This window comes from Frankia sp. AgKG'84/4, assembly GCF_023242965.2.
Taxonomy (GTDB): domain Bacteria; phylum Actinomycetota; class Actinomycetes; order Frankiales; family Frankiaceae; genus Frankia.
Map to the genome: position 1 here is coordinate 37615 of NZ_JALKFU020000001.1, position 17202 is coordinate 54816.

The 17202-nt window shown below is 71.2% G+C and carries 22 protein-coding genes and 2 pseudogenes; 10 read left to right on the forward strand and 14 right to left on the reverse strand.

The genetic code is table 11. The features are described from left to right. The first annotated feature begins 70 nt into the window (after nucleotides 1-70). Both MXD58_RS00260 and MXD58_RS00265 read left to right on the forward strand, forming a co-directional pair. Nucleotides 71-961, forward strand: a complete 891-nt coding sequence (locus tag MXD58_RS00260) for a MerR family transcriptional regulator (RefSeq protein WP_248837509.1) — start codon at nucleotides 71-73, stop codon at nucleotides 959-961. 648 nt (nucleotides 962-1609) lie between these two features. Further along, nucleotides 1610-1759 carry a hypothetical protein gene (locus MXD58_RS00265; protein WP_248837635.1) on the forward strand — a complete coding sequence of 50 codons (150 nt, stop codon included), beginning with the start codon at nucleotides 1610-1612 and terminating at the stop codon, nucleotides 1757-1759. 80 nt (nucleotides 1760-1839) lie between these two features. On the opposite strand, the pseudogene MXD58_RS00270 reads toward MXD58_RS00265, so the two are convergent. Beyond that, a pseudogene (locus MXD58_RS00270) lies at nucleotides 1840-1899 on the reverse strand (hypothetical protein); the annotation flags it as partial. 11 nt (nucleotides 1900-1910) lie between these two features. Here MXD58_RS00270 and MXD58_RS31525 point away from each other — a divergent pair. Next, nucleotides 1911-2545: pseudogene (locus tag MXD58_RS31525) on the forward strand (helix-turn-helix transcriptional regulator); the annotation flags it as partial. 47 nt (nucleotides 2546-2592) lie between these two features. On the opposite strand, the gene MXD58_RS00285 reads toward MXD58_RS31525, so the two are convergent. After that, nucleotides 2593-3210, reverse strand: a complete 618-nt coding sequence (locus MXD58_RS00285; protein ID WP_248837506.1) for a nitroreductase family protein — start codon at nucleotides 3208-3210, stop codon at nucleotides 2593-2595. Between the two features lie 122 nt (nucleotides 3211-3332). Between MXD58_RS00285 and MXD58_RS00290 the strand changes: the two genes are divergently transcribed. Next, nucleotides 3333-3986: a TetR family transcriptional regulator gene (locus tag MXD58_RS00290; protein WP_248837505.1), complete on the forward strand. Its 654-nt coding sequence runs from the start codon at nucleotides 3333-3335 to the stop codon at nucleotides 3984-3986. Between the two features lie 127 nt (nucleotides 3987-4113). Here MXD58_RS00290 and MXD58_RS00295 read toward each other — a convergent pair whose 3' ends face one another. Then, on the reverse strand, nucleotides 4114-5241 hold the full coding sequence (locus MXD58_RS00295) for an aldo/keto reductase (RefSeq protein WP_248837504.1): 1128 nt from the start codon (nucleotides 5239-5241) through the stop codon (nucleotides 4114-4116). Between the two features lie 143 nt (nucleotides 5242-5384). Between MXD58_RS00295 and MXD58_RS00300 the strand changes: the two genes are divergently transcribed. After that, nucleotides 5385-5939: a TetR/AcrR family transcriptional regulator gene (locus tag MXD58_RS00300; RefSeq protein WP_250608962.1), complete on the forward strand. Its 555-nt coding sequence runs from the start codon at nucleotides 5385-5387 to the stop codon at nucleotides 5937-5939. 52 nt (nucleotides 5940-5991) lie between these two features. Here MXD58_RS00300 and MXD58_RS00305 read toward each other — a convergent pair whose 3' ends face one another. Next, nucleotides 5992-6966 (reverse strand): LysR family transcriptional regulator, encoded by a 975-nt coding sequence (locus MXD58_RS00305; RefSeq protein ID WP_248837502.1) that lies wholly within the window; start codon nucleotides 6964-6966, stop codon nucleotides 5992-5994. Between the two features lie 63 nt (nucleotides 6967-7029). On the opposite strand from MXD58_RS00305, the gene MXD58_RS00310 reads away from it, so the two are divergent. Then, nucleotides 7030-7476 (forward strand): group II truncated hemoglobin, encoded by a 447-nt coding sequence (locus tag MXD58_RS00310; protein WP_248837501.1) that lies wholly within the window; start codon nucleotides 7030-7032, stop codon nucleotides 7474-7476. A gap of 115 nt (nucleotides 7477-7591) precedes the next feature. Continuing rightward, nucleotides 7592-8422 carry a phytanoyl-CoA dioxygenase family protein gene (locus MXD58_RS00315; RefSeq protein WP_248837500.1) on the forward strand — a complete coding sequence of 277 codons (831 nt, stop codon included), beginning with the start codon at nucleotides 7592-7594 and terminating at the stop codon, nucleotides 8420-8422. Nucleotides 8423-8544: 122 nt separating this feature from the next. Here MXD58_RS00315 and MXD58_RS00320 read toward each other — a convergent pair whose 3' ends face one another. Further along, nucleotides 8545-9636 carry an epoxide hydrolase family protein gene (locus tag MXD58_RS00320; protein WP_248837499.1) on the reverse strand — a complete coding sequence of 364 codons (1092 nt, stop codon included), beginning with the start codon at nucleotides 9634-9636 and terminating at the stop codon, nucleotides 8545-8547. 66 nt (nucleotides 9637-9702) lie between these two features. Here MXD58_RS00320 and MXD58_RS00325 point away from each other — a divergent pair, with 66 nt between their 5' ends. After that, complete coding sequence (locus MXD58_RS00325) at nucleotides 9703-10185, forward strand: MarR family winged helix-turn-helix transcriptional regulator (protein WP_248837498.1); 483 nt, start codon at nucleotides 9703-9705, stop codon at nucleotides 10183-10185. A 13-nt stretch (nucleotides 10186-10198) separates the two neighbouring features. On the opposite strand, the gene MXD58_RS00330 is transcribed toward MXD58_RS00325, so the two are convergent. The 7 genes from MXD58_RS00330 to MXD58_RS00355 form a co-directional block, all read right to left on the reverse strand. Continuing rightward, complete coding sequence (locus MXD58_RS00330) at nucleotides 10199-10687, reverse strand: cupin domain-containing protein (protein ID WP_248837497.1); 489 nt, start codon at nucleotides 10685-10687, stop codon at nucleotides 10199-10201. Nucleotides 10688-10771: 84 nt separating this feature from the next. After that, nucleotides 10772-10897 carry a hypothetical protein gene (locus MXD58_RS30025; protein ID WP_284677657.1) on the reverse strand — a complete coding sequence of 42 codons (126 nt, stop codon included), beginning with the start codon at nucleotides 10895-10897 and terminating at the stop codon, nucleotides 10772-10774. Next, nucleotides 10894-11082, reverse strand: coding sequence for a hypothetical protein (locus MXD58_RS00335; protein ID WP_248837496.1), 189 nt, complete (start codon nucleotides 11080-11082; stop codon nucleotides 10894-10896). The genes MXD58_RS30025 and MXD58_RS00335 overlap by 4 nt, the downstream gene beginning before the upstream one ends. A 269-nt stretch (nucleotides 11083-11351) precedes the next feature. Further along, complete coding sequence (locus tag MXD58_RS00340; RefSeq protein ID WP_250608964.1) at nucleotides 11352-11624, reverse strand: hypothetical protein; 273 nt, start codon at nucleotides 11622-11624, stop codon at nucleotides 11352-11354. Between the two features lie 272 nt (nucleotides 11625-11896). Beyond that, on the reverse strand, nucleotides 11897-12298 hold the full coding sequence (locus MXD58_RS31530) for a hypothetical protein (protein ID WP_248837494.1): 402 nt from the start codon (nucleotides 12296-12298) through the stop codon (nucleotides 11897-11899). 11 nt (nucleotides 12299-12309) lie between these two features. Beyond that, entirely contained in the window at nucleotides 12310-12981 is a 672-nt protein-coding gene (locus tag MXD58_RS00350) for an MFS transporter (RefSeq protein ID WP_250608965.1), read from the reverse strand. Between the two features lie 475 nt (nucleotides 12982-13456). Continuing rightward, nucleotides 13457-13942, reverse strand: a complete 486-nt coding sequence (locus MXD58_RS00355; protein WP_248837492.1) for a winged helix-turn-helix transcriptional regulator — start codon at nucleotides 13940-13942, stop codon at nucleotides 13457-13459. A gap of 94 nt (nucleotides 13943-14036) precedes the next feature. Here MXD58_RS00355 and MXD58_RS00360 point away from each other — a divergent pair, with 94 nt between their 5' ends. Then, entirely contained in the window at nucleotides 14037-14702 is a 666-nt protein-coding gene (locus MXD58_RS00360; protein WP_248837491.1) for an NADPH-dependent F420 reductase, read from the forward strand. 58 nt (nucleotides 14703-14760) lie between these two features. On the opposite strand, the gene MXD58_RS00365 is transcribed toward MXD58_RS00360, so the two are convergent. Next, nucleotides 14761-15714 (reverse strand): aldo/keto reductase, encoded by a 954-nt coding sequence (locus MXD58_RS00365; RefSeq protein WP_248837490.1) that lies wholly within the window; start codon nucleotides 15712-15714, stop codon nucleotides 14761-14763. A 2-nt stretch (nucleotides 15715-15716) separates the two neighbouring features. After that, complete coding sequence (locus tag MXD58_RS00370; protein ID WP_248837489.1) at nucleotides 15717-16094, reverse strand: MerR family transcriptional regulator; 378 nt, start codon at nucleotides 16092-16094, stop codon at nucleotides 15717-15719. Nucleotides 16095-16243: 149 nt separating this feature from the next. On the opposite strand from MXD58_RS00370, the gene MXD58_RS00375 reads away from it, so the two are divergent. Then, nucleotides 16244-17202, forward strand: a 959-nt coding sequence (locus MXD58_RS00375; protein ID WP_250608966.1) for an SPFH domain-containing protein, incomplete at its 3' end; no start/stop codon positions are given.

The window sequence follows — 17202 nt, forward strand, 5'->3', positions numbered from 1 at the left end:
GACAACGGGATTGAGACCCGCGCCGGAGACGGATTGACTCTCCAGTCGGTGGAGGCTCGAGGATCGCTGCATGCTGATCGGCCAGCTGGCAGCGAGCACCGGGCTCTCGGTACGGACGTTGCGGTTCTACGCCGACGCCGGCGTGCTGCCCGCCGAGGGACGCTCGACGTCGGGCTACCGGCTGTTCGGGCCGGACGCCGTGGCCCGGGCGCGGCTGGTTCGCACCCTGCGCGAGCTCGGCGTCGGCCTGGACGACATCAGGCGGGTGCTCGGCGCCGAAGCGTCCCTGGCCGATGTTGCCGCCGAACACGCACGCGCTCTCGACGCCCAGATTCGCGTGCTGCGACTGCAGCGCGCGGTGCTGCGCGCCTTCACCGGATCCACCGACCCCGAGGAGCTGGCACGGATGACCGACCTGACCAACCAGACGGCCGAGGAGCGCCGCCGGATCGTCGACGACTACCTCGACGCGGTCTTCGGCGACAGTCCCAGTGCTGTCGCCGACAGGCTGGCCATGGGCGCGCCCGAACTGCCCGAGGACCCCACCCCGGAGCAGGTCGCGGCCTGGGTGGAGATCGCCGAGCTGCTGCGCGATCCCGACTTCATCGCCACCAGCCGCCGGATGGCCGAGCGGGCCCGCGCCGAAGGCCCGGAGCCGGACGTGGCGCGGTTCGACGTCGGTAAGGCCGTCGGTGAGATCGCCGGCCCCGCCGCCCGCGCCGGTGTCAACCCGGCCTCCCGCGAAGCCCTGACAGTGGTCGAGCGTCTGGAAGCGCTCAGCCCGAACCCGCCGGAGAACCGCACCGACGTCGCCGACCGCATTGATGCTTTCACCGACCGCCGGATCGGCCGCTACTGGACCCTGGTCGGCATCATCAACGGCTGGGCCCCCACCCAGGCGCCCACCGATATCATCGACACCTGGGAGTGGTACGCCCGAGCGCTGCGCGCCCATTCCTGACGCCCTACCCGGCCCGTGGCGGACCCGGTCGACCGACGGTCCGAGTCGCGGCGGCTCGGGGCGGGGTCGTCGGGGAGCAGCAGTCGGTCGAGGAGCCAGACCGCTGGGAGGGCCATCGCCACGGCATCGAGATAGTGGCAGGCCATAGCGCCCAGACAGGTCGGGCCGCCCCAGGCGTTGACGGTGAAGTTCGGGTCCAGGCCGCCGAGAACCTGCTCACCAACGCGCCAGCAGAAGTACAGCGGCAGCGCGGCCGGAAGCACCGCGGCGGCCAGCCGCACGAGCACAGCCGGCCGGTGTCGAGCGGCTGACATTGTGCGCCGCAGGCGACGGGCCGCCGATCTGTCGAGAGGCGCCAACAGAAACAGCCGGCTGGCGCTGGCCGGCCGGACCCGGCGACGGCGCAACCAGGCGCCACCGAGTAGCACCGCGCACAGGACGAGTACCCCCAGGTGCGGCCACCACGCGGCGGTGCCCGAGCTGTGTCCCTCCCGAACCGGTGACCGGTGAAGGTAGCTGACGCCACCGGACGCAAGGCCCGCGCCCAGCAGCGCCAGGCACAGCCCCACGAGCGGCAGGGACAGCTGCCGGGCGACGGCGCCAGCCGGCGTTCCGGGGGACGACGTCGAGAATCTGGCGGTCGATTTCATGAGACTGAATGTCGAGCCTGTGGCCCGATCCGTCGTCCGGCCGCAGTCTCGACTTCAGCTCCACCCGCCCGGCGTCCCCGCCGCCGAGGCGCTGCTGAACCGGGACGATCTCGGGCCGCTGCCCCCACCCGCGGGTGAAGCCCGCTGACGTCGGTCAGCCGGCGAGCATGTCGGTGTCGATGCCGCCGGGTAGGCCCCGACCACCTCGACGTCCCGGCCGCGCAGCTCCGCCCGCAGGGACTGGGTGACGGAATGCGCCGCAGCCTTCGACGCGCAGTATCCCGCCATTCCCCACCGACGGCCGGCTCGACGTCGGGCCCCGGCCGGCGCGGACCAGGATCCTGTGCGCCTCCTACCGACACGATCCCGCGGTCGCCACGCCGCTGTTCACGGTGCTGCCGGAGGTGGTGCACCTGCCCGCCGGGACACCCGGCGCCGGCCCGCTCGCCGACACCGTCCGGCTGCTCGCGGGCGAACTCGCCGAACCCGGGCCAGCTACCGGCTCGTCGATGTCCTGCTCATCCATGTGCTGCGGGCCTGGCTGCAGGTCACGCCGACCAGGCCGTCAGCCTCCTGGCCGCGTGCCCTGAACGACCCCGTGGCCACCGCGGTGCTCAACGCCCTGCACGCCGACCCCAGCCGCGCCTGGACGCTGAACTCGCTCGCCGACCATGTGGCTGTCTCCCGTGCCACCCTGGCCCGCCGCTTTCCCGCCCTGGTCGGGGAGACCCAGGCGGCCTACCTCACCCGCTGGCGCATGGACCTGGCCGCCCGCCGGCTGCGTGACACCGACGACCCGATCGAGGTTATCGCCCGCGCCGTCGGCTACACCTCCGAGTACGCGTTCTCCCGCGCGTTCTCCCGCGACCGCGCCCTCCCGCCCGGGCGCTACCGCGTCCAGAGCAGAGCCCGGCACATTGCCGATGGCGGGTAGGGCCCGCAGGGCTGGTCGCCGAGCGGCAGTGACTGATCCAGGTCCGGTCAGTGCGCGGTGCACTCCCACCGCTCGTAATAGGTGATGCTTTCCACCGATGGTCGTGCCGCCGGGCGGAAGTCGTTGGTGGTCAGATAGGCGACCGGAAGCAGCGCCACCTGGGTGACGTCATCGGGGATGTCGAGCAGGGCGGCGACGTCGGCCTCGTGGCCGTTCAGGTGGTAGGCCGTGATCGTCGTGCCGAGCCCGCGGCTGCGAAGGGCGAGCTGGAAGCTCCAGATCGCCGGATACACCGAGCCGTAGAAGGCGTTCGCACTCGGGCCCTCCGCGCCCGGACTGCCGATCATGGCAGCGAGTACGAACACCGGCACCCGGTCGAGAACCTCGACCAGGTGCTGGCCCGATGCGAGGACCGCCGGACTGACCAGATGGCCGTACCGGGCCTGTGAGATCCGCGCCGGCTCCCTGACGTGTGCGGCGACGGCCTGCCGCGTCGCCTGGTCACGGATGACCAGCCAGCGGATGCTTGAGAGCAGGGCTCCGGCCGCAGGCGCCTGTATCGCGATCCGCAGGCACTCTGTGATGGCCTCGGGCTCCACCGGCCGGTCGAGGTCAAGCTTGCGGCGCACCGACCGGGTCGTGGTCAGCAACGTGTCGACATCCATGATGCTCCTGATCGGCGTTTGACTTACGATGTAAGCTTACATCGTAAGTCAAACAGCGCCCCTTCGCCTACAGTTGCGTTCGGATGTGTCCGAAGCCGACGACAACGCGGAGGGTGGGAACCATGACGCCACGACGAGGCGAGGGACTGTCACGGGAGCGAATCCTCGACGCCGCGATCGAGCTCGCCGAGCTGGAGGGCCTCACCGGGCTGTCGATGCGCCGCCTCGCCGCCCGGCTCGGCGTCGAGGCGATGTCGCTCTACAACCACGTGGCCAACAAGGGAGATCTTCTCGACGGCCTGGCGAGCCGGGTCTTCGAGTCCATCTCGCTACCGGATCCGGGTCTGCCGTGGGACGAGCGGATCCGGTTGCTGACCGGATCCGCCTACACGGCGTTCCGCGCGCAGCCCGTCATCGTGCGCGCGCTGGTGTCCCAACAGGCCAACCCGCGGTCGTCGGGGTCATTGCGCGTCATCGACGCCATGCTCGGCGCCCTCCTGGACGCCGGCCTCACCGAGCAGGATGCCGTCCGCCGGTACCGAGGCCTCCTCGGCCTCGTGTTCGGATCCGTTCTGGTCGACACGACCGACCCGGGGTCCGCGAGCGAGCGTTCTGAGCCCATCGACGACTGGTTCCGCCGAAACATCACCGCCGACGCCCTACCAAACCTGCACCGGACGCTGCCGGCACTGTTCGACGTTGGCTGCCGGGTCAAGTTCACCCACGAACTCGAACTCCTCATCGACGGTCTGCGAGCCACCGCCCAGAACGACTGACGCGCGGACCGGCCGAACAACCACGGGATCAGTTGACGGTGGGGAACGGTCGCCTTCCGCATGAGCGACGACCGGCAGACAAGGCAGATCGGCCAGAGTCCGCAGGTGGGGATGCTCGCGGCGGCGACTACCACGGGCCTCCCGGACGCGCCCAGGTCACCGGCCATCCGGTCCGGGTAGAATGCTCCCCGCTCTCGCCCGTCAGGCCAATGTCACCGGCCTGGACCGGTGAGGGATTCAGGCGGGCGAATCCCTCCTGCCGTTGGTAGGGAAAGTACGGATAGGGCGCGGTACGGGCGCTGGCCGCGGCCAGGCGCGCCAGCTGAGCCGCGGTCAGCGACCAGCCGACCGCCCCGAGGTTCTGCCGCAGCTGCGCCTCGTCGCGGGCACCGACGATGACCGAGGACACCGTGGGCCGCCGCAACAGCCAGTTGAGGGCGATCTGGGGCACCGCCCGGCCGGTCTCCGCGGCGATCTCGTCGAGCGCGTCGACCACCGTGAACAGCTGCTCGTCCTCCACCGGCGGTCCGTAGTCGGCAGTGGCGGGGAGCCGGCCGTGCGTGGGGCGGGGCTCACCGCGCCGAATCCGACCGGTCAGCCGACCCCAGCCCAGCGGACTCCAGACGATCGCGCCGACACCCTGATCCAGGCCGAGCGGCAGCAGTTCCCACTCGTAGTCGCGACCAACGAGCGAGTAGTAGACCTGATGCGCCACGTACCGGGGGTACCCGCGCTTCTCGGCGATGGCGAGGGACTTCATGAGCTGCCAGCCCGCGAAGTTGGACACGCCCAGATAGCGGATCTTGCCGGCCCGCACGAGGTCATCCAGGGTCGAAAGCACCTCCTCGATCGGGGTGCCGGCGTCGAAGGCGTGCAGCTGGAAGAGGTCGAGGTAGTCGGTGCCCAGCCGGCGCAGGGCCGCGTCGCAGGCGCGGAGCAGCCGGGCGCGGGACGAGCCGGCATCGCCCGGCCCGTCGCCGACCGGCAGGCCCGCCTTCGTCGACACGAGAACCTGGTCGCGCCGGCCCCGGATGGCCGCGCCGAGCACCTCTTCGGAGGCGCCGTCGGAGTAGACGTCAGCCGTGTCGAACATGGTCACGCCCGCCTCAAGGCAGATGTCGACAAGGCGGCGGGCCTGGTCGGCGTCGGTGTCGCCCCAGGCGCCGAACAGCGGGCCGCGACCGCCGAAGGTGCCGGCGCCGAAGCTCAGCGCGGGAACCATCAGCCCGGACGCACCCAGGCGTCGATACTCCATAGCTCGCCCCTAATGATTCCACAGTTCCATTAAGATGGGTCAAACCGTACCACCCAGCAAGCCATTATTGGAACTGGAGACCCGTTACTGTGGATGAAGACGCCGGACCCGGGACCGTCCGACCCGGCGGGCGGACCGCGCGGGTGCGGGCCAGCGTTCTCCAGGCCGCCGGCGATGTGCTCGCCGAACGCGGCTTCGCCCAGCTCGACCTTGCCGACGTCGCGCGCCTGGCCGGCGTCGGCAAGACCACCGTCTACCGCCGGTGGGGGACGGTCGCCGGCCTGGTAGCGGACCTGCTGGCCGAGATGGCCGAGGAATCCGTGCCGCGCACCGAGACCGGTTCCCTGCTGGGCGACCTGCGGGCCAACGCCGACCTGGTCCGGCGCACCCTGGGCGACCCGCGGCAGGGCGCGCTGTTCCAGGCGGTGATCGCCGCCGCGACCTACGACGAGCGCACCGCGCAGGCACTGCGCCGCTTCTACGACGCCCGGATCGCCGAGTGGGCGCCGTGCGTGGCGCGGGCCGTCGACCGCGGCGAGGCACCCGCGGGAACCGACCCCGCCGAGGTGATCCGCGCCGTCTCGGCCCCGCTCTACTACGGCCTGCTGACCGCCGGGAAGCCACCGGACGAGGCCACGGCGGAACGCGCCGCCAGGGCCGCCACCGCCGCCGCCCGAGCCGGGGTGTTCGTACGCTGACCCGCGCGCCGCGGCCGTCGGCCCTGCGCGATCAGGATTGCCGCGGCACTGGTCAACCGGATGGCTGGTCGGCCGCGACGGCCGCGGCCAGCGTGAGGAAGTCCCGCGCGGGTGCCGGCAGTCCCCCCGCGTTCCAGGCGATGGCGACGTCCGAGCCCGCGATGTCCGCGACCTCCACGAACGCGAGGCCGGGCCAGCGCTGCGCGTGGGCGATCGACGCGGGGACCAGCCCAACCGCCCGGCCGGAGCGGGCCGCGTCGAGCAGATCGTCGAGCGTGTCGCCCCGCGCCCCGATCCGCGGTGGCCGGGTGCGCCGTTCGCTCACGCGCCAGAACGCGCACCAGACCGGATCCGACCCGGTGATGTCGATCCACGGCAGCTCGGCGATCTCCTCGAACGTGACGCTGGGTCGGTCCGCGAGCGGATGGTCGGCCCCGACGGCGACGAACCTCGGCTCGGTGGCGACCACGATCTGCTCCAGGCCCGCGCCGGTGAACGGCGGCCGGACGATCGCGACGTCGCTCGTGTGCCCGCCGAGGCCGCCCGTCGGGTCCTCGAGGCCGTGGTGCTTGGTGACGACGCGGACGTCGGGGTAGCGCCGCGCGTAGGCGCGCAGCAGCCTCGGCGTGATCTCTACCGCGGCGGTGGCGGCCAGACCGATCCGCAGCGTGGTGGCGCCGCCGGTCGCGATGTCGTGCGCGGCCCGCGCGCACCGCTCGGCGACCGCGAGCAGCTCACGGGCGTGTGGCAGCCAGCGCGAACCGTGCTCGGTGAGGCCGACCGCCCGGCTGGAGCGCTCGAACAGAGTGAACCCGACCTGCGCTTCAAGTCGCGCGATCGCGCTGCTCAGCGACTGCTGGGCGACGTTGAGGCGGCGCGCGGCGCGGGTGAAGTTCAGCTCCTCGGCGAGTGCCACGAAATAGTCCAGCTGGCGCAGGTCGATCCTCGACGCGGCGGACGACGCCGGCGATCGACCGACGGCCGCTGTGGCGCCACCGAAAACTTCTGTTTCTCCTTCGGCCGACATCGCTCTAGCGTTCCATTCTGACGTGACGCAGGGCAGCACGAGACGGCGACGGGATCCCAACAAATGGCGGAGACGCTGTACGAGCACGCCGGCGGCGACGCCGCACTGCACCGGCTCGAGGAGCTCTTTTACCAGAAGGCACTGGCCGACCCGGTGCTGAGCAAGGTCTTCACCGAACGGGTGGCGACCCACGTCGACCATCTCACCTGGTTCACCGCGGAGTCGTTCGGCGGCCCGGACCGCTTCAGCCGAGAGATCGGCTTCCAGGAGCTGATCGCCATCCACCGCCACCGTCGCATCACCGACGAGCAGCGCGAACGTTTCGTCGAGGCGTACCTGGCGGCCCTGGACGAGGCCGGCCTGCCCGACGACGCGCCGTTCCGCGCGGCGGTGCGCGAGCACGTCGAGTTCGGCGCCCACGTCGCCCAGCAGAACTCGTGGGCCGAGACGGACGCCGACCTGCACCCCATCCGCGAGGTACCGCATTGGGGCTGGGCTCCGGACGCCTGACCGAACCCAACTGACCGCGGCCGCACCGTGCCGCGAACCCTGACCTCGCCGCCGCGGCGCGGCGAAAACCCCTTGAGTGATCGGCCGGGGGCGGCGACGATCGGACACCGAGGTGATGACCGAGGTGTCCACTCTGACCGACGACGACGTCGCCCGCTTCGTCGACGAGGGCTTCGTCGCGCTCCGCGGAGCGTTCCCGACGGCACTGGCCGACGAGTGCCGTTCGATTCTCTGGCGGCTGACCGGCCTTGATCCGAACAAGCCGGCCAGTTGGAACCGCCCCGTCATCCGCCTCGACGGGAGCGGGGAGGCGCCGTTCCGCCAGGCCGCCAACACCCCGCGGCTGCGCGGCGCCTACGACCAGCTTGTCGGGGCGGGCCGGTGGCGGCCGCGCACCGGCCTCGGCACGTTCCCCATCCGCTTCCCCCATCCAGCCGACCCGGGCGACGCCGGCTGGCACATGGACGGCGCCTATCTGCCGCCCGGCGAGACATGGTTCTGGCTGAACCTGCGGTCCCGCGACCGCGCACTCCTCATGCTCTTCCTGTTCTCCGACGTCGGCCCCGACGACGCACCGACCCGCATCAAGGTCGGCTCACACCTCGACGTCCCACCGTTCCTGGCGCCCGCCGGTGAGCTGGGCCGCAACGGGCTGGACCTGTGCCGGGAGATGGACGCGGCCGGGAAGCTCGACAACCCCGACCGCCCGCTGGCCCTCGCCACCGGCGCGGCCGGCGACGTGTTCCTCTGCCATCCGTTCCTCATCCACGGCGCGCAGCGGCATCGCGGCTCCGTCCCGCGCTTCCTCGCCCAGCCGCCCCTGGACCCGACCGGCCTCCTGGACCTGGACCGCGCCGATGGTTCGTACTCGCCTGTCGAACTCGCGGTCCGGCGCGCCCTGAGTCCCTCCGGTCCTCGGGCGTCGCGCCGAAGTGGGCGCCGGTAGGGGTGACGACGGCAGCCGACGGTTCCGCGGCGCACCAAGATCCGACGGTTCCGCGGCGCACCTGGCCAGGCCGGAGGCCCGGCCGGTGCGTGCTGGCTGACGCTCGACGCGAAAGGGGCTGGTCACGGGGTCCCGAAGAACGCGCGGATGTCCTCGACGAGCAGGTCGGGCACCTCCAGGGCCGCGAAGTGGCCGCCGCGGTCGGCCTCCGTCCACCGGGCTATCGGCATTCGCCGCTCGGCGTAGCGCCGGATCGGGCGGGTGATGTCCTCCGGTGGAACAAAGATTCCGACCGGCGCAACGGTCAGCCACGACGGCGGTCTGCCGGTCTCGCGGTGCAGGCGCGGCGCCGTGCCGCCGGTACGGGTCAGCCAGAACAGCATCACGTTGGTGAGCACTCGGTCCGGGCTGATCGGGAAGTCCCGGGCCGCCCACATTGTCATCGGGTCGAGCAGCCAGGCGAGCAGGCCAACGGGCGAGTCGGTGATGCCGTACGCCGGAGTCTGCGGCCGGGTGCCGTTGATGGTCCGCACCCCGGGCTGGTTGCGGAGATAGGCCGCGGTCTGGTCGTACCGTTCCTGATCCCCCGGGCTGAGGTCCGCACGGTCCGGGTCGCCGGGCAGCGGCGGGGTCGGAAGGTAGTTGAGGTGAACTCCGACGACGCGTTCGGCATCATGCTCGGACAATGCCCGGGACACCGACGACCCCCAGTCTCCACCGTGGACGCCGTACCGCTGGTAGCCCAGTCGACTCATCAGCTCCGCCCACGCCCGTGCCACCCGGTTGACATCCCAGCCACGCTGACGCGTCGGTCCGGAGAAACCCCAGCCCGGAATCGACGGGATGACGAGGTGGAACTCGGCCGAGAGCGGCCCGATGACGTTGAGGAACTCCACGATCGACCCCGGCCAGCCGTGCGTCAGCACCAGCGCCAGCGCGTCCGGCCGCTCGCAGCGCACGTGCAGGAAGTGGATGCGCTGGCCGTCGATGTCGGTGATGAACTGCGGATGGCTGTTCAGCTCGGCTTCGGCCGCGCGCCAGTCGTAGCGGTGGCGCCAGTAGTCAGCCAGCTCCCTGACCCGGGCCAGCGGCACGCCAAACTCGTCTCCGACGCCCGGCAGCTCGTCGGGCCACCGGGTGCGGTCCAGGCGGATGTGCAGGTCGTCGAGGTCAGCCGGCGCAACGGCGATGCGGAAAGGCTCGATCTCCACCATTAGTCCCCCTAACGTTCAGATGACTAACGCTAAATCGTTCGGGTCACTAACGCAAGCCGTCGTAGGATGCCCGCCATGACGGAGCACGACCGCCCATGGCCCACCAGCGCCTCCGCGGCCCCCGCCCGCCTGCGGTCACTGGCCACCCGACTCATCGGCCGCAACGCGGCGCACGCGGACCGGATCTCGAACGCCCACCTCGCCACGGTCGGAGCGACCCGCTGGCAGTACTCCACGCTGGTCACGCTCCGCGATGCCGGCCCCGCCAGCCAGGCCGCACTCAGCGAACGCACCGGCATCTACCGCAGCGACATGGTCGCCGTCCTCAACGGCCTGGCCGACGTCGCCTACGTGGAACGCGCGCCCGACCCCGCCGACCGGCGCCGCAACATCGTCACACTGACCCCGACCGGCCGATCCCACCTACGGATGCTGGACCAGCTCGTGGACGAGGCCCAGGACGACCTGCTCGCCCCGCTCTCCCCCGCCGAACGTGCGGAGCTGATCCGCAGCCTGCAACGCCTCGACGACCACCACTCGTCCCGCTGACCGACGTGCGGTCTCACGGATCGGCGCGTCGGGCCGGACCAGGATCGGGCAGCGGCGGCGCGAGGACCGTCCGGTGCCGGGCCATCAGTTCCTCGGTCAACGAGCGGTCCGGCATCGCGCCGGTGCTCGCGACGTGTTCCGCGACCTCGGCGAAGTAGTCCTCGTAGCCGCTGGGGGTGAGGATCGCGACGTAGCGCGCCGGCTCGTCGAAGGGATTGCCGAAGCCGTGGGCGAGGCGCCGGCTGGCGAAGACCGTCTCACCCGCGACGGCGGTGTGGAACCCGTCCCCCACGCGGAACCGCAGCCGCCCCTCGATCAGCACGAACGTCTCGTCGTGGCCGTCGTGCACATGCGGCAGCGGTCCGGGTTGCCCGGCGCCCATCAGCCCCTCCAGCACGGTGAGCCTGCCGAGGGTGTCTCCCGCCGTGACCTTGACAAGCATCGACCAGTTCGGCAGATCGATCCGCCGGCCTTCGTCCCCGCCCCGGACGAACCCCTGCACCGGTTGCTCTCCTCCCGAGCTTTCGACATCAAATGTCACATGTCCTCCGGTTCGGGTTCAGCAGCGCGCCGGTCGAGAAGCGCCTCAGGGCATCCGCGCGATCTTGCCCTGGACGCGGATGGGCTCGCCGAGCTGGTCGGCCTTGGCGGCGTCGGCGAGAGGAAGTACCTGGTCGACAGCGGCGAGGACCAGGTCGACCGGGGTGCTCATAGCTGGCTCTGCATGGCGACGAGCAGAATGGCGGCGGCCAGGCAGGCCGACGCCCAGGCCAGGTAGAACCCGCGGCCTGACCGGCCGAGAATAAAAAGTTCCACCGCGTAACCTCCGAAGAGGACGGCGACCCCGTAGAGGCCGTGCAGGATAATCATCGCGAGTACGCCGACGACGGTCGGCACCCAAAGCAAGACAAGGGCGCCGAGGGCAGAGCGATCCCTTTGTGATGACACGTGATCTCCGCACTATCTCGATCCGCAAGCTCCACGTCCGCGGTGATGATCTCAGGCCGGACAAGGCCGCCGGCCCGCGTGGCTGCCTCCCTACGGTCCTTTCGAGGACTCTCTGCAGGCCCGGAATGCGCCACTGCCACATCTCGACCCTGCGTCTGGTGTCAAGACGCCAGACGAGCAGCGTTTTCATTTCGATGCCAACTCCTGATACTACTCAATCAAAGAAGATCGATCGGCCGGAACCGAACCATAACCGTTTTGGCGGCCTCTTCGCCGAGGGTCATGACCAACGACGTCCAGGTCGCGCGGATCACGACTGTGGCACCGCCAAGGTCGACCGGGAAACGAAATTTTCGCTGGCGAGCGGGCCCCGCATCAGCCTGGGCTGCCGGCTCGATTTCACCCACGAACTGGACCTTCTCCTCGACGGTCTGCGCGCGGCGGCGGCCACCGCAGCGGGTGCCGAAGCGGGAGCGCCCCACGCCGGCCACGACAGGCCCATCAGTCAAGGGCCGAGCAGCGCCAGCGGGACAGCAGCGAGGCCGTCCCGTCGGCGTCAGGCAGGCTCGCCGGCGTAGAGGACGACCGCATCGATCAAGTCATCGCCGACGGGACAGCGAAGCCACTGGAGGTATCTGACATCTGGCGTGGGCCGCGGGACTTGACGATCTGGACAGCGAGGTGCCCGACGCCGCCGGCGGCACCATGGACGAGGACGCGCTGCTGCCCGGGCGACCACCGCGACGTTCACCAGCGGCTTCTATCAGGGCTCACGCCGGCTCAACCGCCTGCGCCGAGCCGAGTTCGACATCCGCTTCCCTGGCCTGCTCGCCGCGATCCTCGTCGAGGACGAGTCGACGGACCCGGTCTGAACTACCTGGGATCCAAGCGGCCGGAGAATGGACGGGTACGGCCGCCGACGTCGCCATATCGCGCCGACTCGGCGGCGGATGTGCTCGGTACCCGCGCCCACCGCGCTTCCGGTCCGCTGCATGCTCTGCAGCAGGCCCGAGGCGGCACCGGCGTCCCGGGCGGACACTGTCATCATGATCATCGCGTTGAGCGGCATGAAGCAGAGGCCGACACCGATACCGAACAGGATCATCGGGCCGAGGATGCCGTCCACATATCCGCTGGTCGTGGCGATTCGGCTGAGCCAGGCCATCGCCACGGTGATCAGCAGGGTTCCGGTGACCGTGACGGCCTTCGGACCGTCCGCGCCAGCAGCCGGGGTGCGGCCCTGGAGCTGGCGATCTGCGTGAACGCCAGCGGCAGCACCGCCAGCCCGGCCCGCAGCGGACTCATACCGAGCCCCACCTGCAGGAGCTGGCTGAGAAAGTAGATAGTTCCGGCCAGGGCGGCCGCGAGCAGGAACATGTTCGCCAGCCCCACCGCCCGGTTGCGGTCAACGAAGAGCCGCAGCGGCATGATCGGGTGCGCGCCTCGCGCCTGCCAGCCCAGGAAGGCCGCGATCAGAATGGCCGCGGCGGCGAACGTCGCGAGCGCGCGGCTGTCGCCCCACCCGGTGTCGCCGACGCGGATGAAGGCGTAGGTCAGCGCGCCCATGCCGCCCGTGCCGAGGAGGGCGCCCACCACGTCGATCCGGCCCGGATGCCGCGCCGGCTCGGCGACGAACCTGGGCGCGAGAACCACGATCGCGATTTCGAACGGCACGTTGATGAACATCACCCAGCGCCAGGAGAGCTCGGCGGTGAGCACGCCGCCCAGGATGTACCCGATAGACACGCCCGCGCCGGCCCCGGCGGAGAACGCGCCCAGCGCCCGGCTGCGCGCCGGGAAGGCCACGATGATCAGCGACAGCGTGCCGGGGGGCGGCAAGCGCGGCACCCACGCCCTGAGTGGCCCGCGCCGCCAGGCGCGCTCCGGCCGTGGTGGCGAACCCGCCCGCGACGCCGTCCGCGTGGGTACCTCGGTCCGAAGACGAGCGCGGACCGGCTGCTCGACGACTCCGATCCCGGGCTCGCGCTGATGACGTGGCTCTGTACCTTCATCGCCCACATCACCGCCTACCGGGGCCTCCCGGCCTCGGTCATGGTTGCGGCTTCTCCTCGAAGGCCTGCAGCACCACGGCTGACCACGCCTGCGTGGCCTCGGCCACCGCTCCACGCGCTCCCGACCCGTAGTCACGACGGCCATTGGGGTCTGGCCTTGATCTGCGCGTGCCCGGCGGGGGCCGTCGGCGGATGGCGCGAGAGCGTCGTGTCGTGAAACCTCTCACGACCCTGGCCGATCGAGCCGATGTCGACAGTTTCCTTCGCACGGAAGGCTTCGGTGCCGGCACCGACCGCTACGGGTTCGGCACCTACCGGCTGGTGTACCGGACGGTCGCGCACGGCACGGAGGTTCTCAAGGGCGATACTCCCTCGACGTCATCCAGCGGACTTCTCACGGCCCCGCCGGTGACCTGCGCGTCCACCGGTTTCGCCGCCGGCGTGTCCTGGGCGGCCAGGAGTTCGTCGCCGTGGTCGGTGATCCATTCGCCCAGCGCCCGCATCGGGCCGTCCACCAGGCTCTGCCCGAGCGGGGTCAGCGCGTAGTCGACCCGCGGCGATGCCTGCGCGGCGGCGTGGCGGGACACCAGTCCCTGGGCTCCGAGTCGGTGCAGCGCCTCGGTGAGGGCCTTGTCGCTCAGGCCGCCAATCGCGACCCGTAGTTCGCGGCGCCGACGCGGGCCCGACTGGAGGGCGGCGAGCACGACCGGGTCCCAGGTGTGGGCGAACAGGTCGGTCGCCGCCCGCAGGCGGCAGTCGGCGATCAGGTCCTCGCAGCCGTTCCCGCGCTCGCTCACCGCACCATCGTCGCAGCCTCCGCACGCACCGACCGGTGCGTAACGGCCGCCATACCGTTGCTCCCGACGCGGTTCGAACAAGCGAGGAGCGACGATGCGCATCGGGATTCTGGGCACGGGCACCCTGGCCGAGGGGCTGGGGCGAGTGTGGGTTCGGGCCGGGCACGAGCTGGTCATCGGCGGCCGGTCGCGGGCCAGGGCCGACGCACTCGCCGAACGGCTCGGCGGACCGACGCGGGCCGCCAGCCCGCGTGACGCCGCCACCGGGCGCGATGCCGTGCTGCTCGCCGTGTCGTGGGCCGGCGTCGAGGACATCCTGCGCGCCGCCGGCGCGCCGGAGGGCAGCCTCGCCGGCACGCCGCTGATCGAGCCGACCAACGCGGTCGAGCACGGCGTCGGCGTGCTGCTCACCGCGCCGGGCACCTCGGCGGCCGAGCGGATCGCCGCCCTGGCACCCGGCGCCCACATCGTGAAGGCCCTGCACCTGTTTGCCGCCGACCAGTGGACCGGCCGCCCGGCTGCCGTCGACGGCCACCACGGCCCGGCGCCGACGGTGGCGATCTGCGGCGACGAGGTGGCGGCCCTGCGCGTCGTCGGCGACCTCATCCGCGACCTCGGCGGCGTGCCGGCCGTCCTGGGGCCGCTCGCCCGCGCCCGCCAGCTCGAGGAGGTCGCGGGCTTCGTCATCGGGCTGTCCTTCGCCGGCGTCGACCCGGCCACCGCCGTCCCCCACGTCCCGAGGGAGCAGGTCACCGCCTGAGGATGTCCGCGGGAGGGATGCCTCCTGCTCGTCCTGCTCGGCCGCGATACAGCGCAGGTCAGTAGCGGGCGCCGACCACCTGGGCGCCGAGGGCGTCGAGGGCCGCCAGGTCGTCGCCGTCCAGGGTGATGGCGGGCGCGGCGGCGTTCTGTTCCAGCCACCGGCGACGCTTCGTGCCGGGAATCGGTACCACCGCAACACCGAGGCGTTCGGCCTGCCCGTGCACCCAGGCGAGCGCCACCTGCGCCGGAGCGACGTTCCTGCGGAAGGCCACCTCGGTGACCGCCGCCGTGATCGCCTTGTTCGCCTCGCCCGCATCACCTGCGAACCGCGGATTGCCGCGGCGGAAATCGTTCTCGCCGAGCGAGGTGGTTCCGACCGTCGCGGTGAGGAAACCGCGTCCGAGCGGGGAGTAGGCCACCAGGGCGACTTCCAGTTCCCGCAGGGCATCGAGAACGTCCGTTTCGGGGTCCCGGGTCCACAGGGAGTATTCGCTCTGCACAGCCGAGATCCGGTGCACGGCGTTCGCCCGACGCAGCAGCGCGCCGTCGACCTCGGACAGCCCGAGGTGGCGCACCTTGCCCTCGGCGACCAGCTCGGCCATCGCCCCGACCGTCTCCTCGATCTGCGTGGTCTGCGGCGGCCGATGCAGGTAGTAGAGGTCGATGACGTCCACGCCGAGCCGCAGCAGCGAGGCCTCGCAGGCGCGCTTCACATACGCCCGCTCGCCGCGGATCACCCGCGCCCCGTCGCCGGCGGAGCGGTCGATGCCGAACTTGGTGGCCAGCTGCACCTGGTCGCGACGATCGTGGATCGCCCGCCCCACCAGCACCTCGTTGTGGCCGGCGCCGTAGATGTCGGCGGTGTCGAGAAACGTCACGCCCAGGTCGATCGCGCGGTGGATGGTCGCGATCGACTCATCCCAGTCGGCGGCGCCATACCACTCGCTCATTCCCATGCAGCCCAGGCCCTGGGCCGAGACGGTCAGCCCGCCGATGTCTGCCTCACGCATGCTCACTGCTCCTCATCCGCCGCGCGGGTCGCCCGACGATAGCTGCGAATCTTGTTGTCCAACAGGTCAAGACACTCCTGCTGCGCGACGAGCGCGGCCCGCACCACCCGCCGGTGCTCCTCGAGCAGGGCGAGCCGCTCGGCCTCGCCCGCGCCGGACCGGACGAGCACCGCGTAACGCTGCATGTCGCGCACCGACATCCCGGTCGACCGCAGGCGCACGAGCAGCAGAATCCACTCGATGTCACGCTCGCCGAACCGTCGGCGCCCATCGGCGCCGCGTTCGATCCGATCGAGCAGACCGATGCGCTCGTACCAGCGAAGGGTGTGCTCGGTGATGCCGACCTTCACGGCCACCTCACGCGTCGTCCACGTCGTCACCCGCCGACCCTAGGCGTTCGAGTGGACTCCAACGCAAGTGCCCTGGTGGGCCGGGACGTCGGGGGAAGGGGCGGTTGGCCCGGGTTGACGCTCGATGCTGACGAGCGGGGCGGACCTCGCGATCCGGGCGGGTAAGGTGCCGCCGTACGGTGGACGCCGCTCCGCGGCTTCCGGACGGGGTGGAGGCGGCGGCAGTCGTGGGAATCATGGACCGGATCCGTGGCGAGTTCATCGACATCATCGAATGGACCGATGACAGCCGCGACACGATCGTGTGGCGCTTCCCGCGCTACGACAACGAGATCAAAATGGGCGCGCGGCTCACCGTCCGCGAGTCCCAGGCGGCCGTGTTCATCAACGAGGGGCAGGTCGCCGACGCCTACTCCCCCGGCATGTACACGCTGCAGACGCAGAACATGCCGATCCTGTCGAAGCTCAAGGGCTGGAAGTACGGCTTCGACTCGCCGTTCCGGGCCGAGGTGTACTTCGTCAACACCCGGCAGTTCACCGACCTGAAGTGGGGCACGCAGAACCCGGTCATCGTCCGGGACCCCGAGTTCGGAATGGTGCGGCTGCGGGCGTTCGGCGCGTTCGCGATCCGGGTGGTGGACCCGACGGCGCTGCTGCGCGAACTCGCCGGCACCGACCCGCAGTTCCGCACCGAGGAGGTCGCCGGGTACCTGCGCCAGGTCATCGTCGGGCGGCTGGGCAACGCACTCGCCACGGCCCGGGTGCCCGTGCTGGACCTGGCCACCCGGCAGGATGTCATCGGCGAGGCGCTCGCCGAGGCGCTGACCAAGGAACTCGCGCCGGTCGGCATCGCGATCCCGAAGTTCATCATCGAGAACATCTCGCTGCCGCCCGAGGTCGAGGAGGCGATCGACCGGCGCAGCCAGATGGGCATCGTCGGCAACCTCGACGACTACACGCGGTTCCAGACCGCGCAGGCCATCGAGGAGGCCGCGCGCAACCAGGGCGGCGCCGGCGAGGGCCTGGGCATCGGCCTCGGCATGGCCCTCGGCCAGCGCGCCGCCGGCGGGATGGCCGGCCAGCAGCCGTACCAGGCCCAGCAGCCGTACCAGGGCCAGCCGCCGTACCAGGGCCAGCC

Coding starts and splice junctions, on each gene's coding strand:
- MXD58_RS00365 (WP_248837490.1), bottom strand. CDS start 15,714: ATGCGTGAGGCAGACATCGGCGGGCTGACCGTCTCGGCCCAGGGCCTG.
- MXD58_RS00325 (WP_248837498.1), top strand. CDS start 9,703: ATGCCCGCCATGACGGAGCACGACCGCCCATGGCCCACCAGCGCCTCC.
- MXD58_RS00315 (WP_248837500.1), top strand. CDS start 7,592: ATGACCGAGGTGTCCACTCTGACCGACGACGACGTCGCCCGCTTCGTC.
- MXD58_RS31530 (WP_248837494.1), bottom strand. CDS start 12,298: ATGGCCTGGCTCAGCCGAATCGCCACGACCAGCGGATATGTGGACGGC.
- MXD58_RS00285 (WP_248837506.1), bottom strand. CDS start 3,210: ATGGATGTCGACACGTTGCTGACCACGACCCGGTCGGTGCGCCGCAAG.
- MXD58_RS00295 (WP_248837504.1), bottom strand. CDS start 5,241: ATGGAGTATCGACGCCTGGGTGCGTCCGGGCTGATGGTTCCCGCGCTG.
- MXD58_RS30025 (WP_284677657.1), bottom strand. CDS start 10,897: ATGAGCACCCCGGTCGACCTGGTCCTCGCCGCTGTCGACCAGGTACTT.
- MXD58_RS00265 (WP_248837635.1), top strand. CDS start 1,610: ATGAGACTGAATGTCGAGCCTGTGGCCCGATCCGTCGTCCGGCCGCAG.
- MXD58_RS00260 (WP_248837509.1), top strand. CDS start 71: ATGCTGATCGGCCAGCTGGCAGCGAGCACCGGGCTCTCGGTACGGACG.
- MXD58_RS00290 (WP_248837505.1), top strand. CDS start 3,333: ATGACGCCACGACGAGGCGAGGGACTGTCACGGGAGCGAATCCTCGAC.
- MXD58_RS00305 (WP_248837502.1), bottom strand. CDS start 6,966: ATGTCGGCCGAAGGAGAAACAGAAGTTTTCGGTGGCGCCACAGCGGCC.
- MXD58_RS00320 (WP_248837499.1), bottom strand. CDS start 9,636: ATGGTGGAGATCGAGCCTTTCCGCATCGCCGTTGCGCCGGCTGACCTC.
- MXD58_RS00360 (WP_248837491.1), top strand. CDS start 14,037: ATGCGCATCGGGATTCTGGGCACGGGCACCCTGGCCGAGGGGCTGGGG.
- MXD58_RS00310 (WP_248837501.1), top strand. CDS start 7,030: ATGGCGGAGACGCTGTACGAGCACGCCGGCGGCGACGCCGCACTGCAC.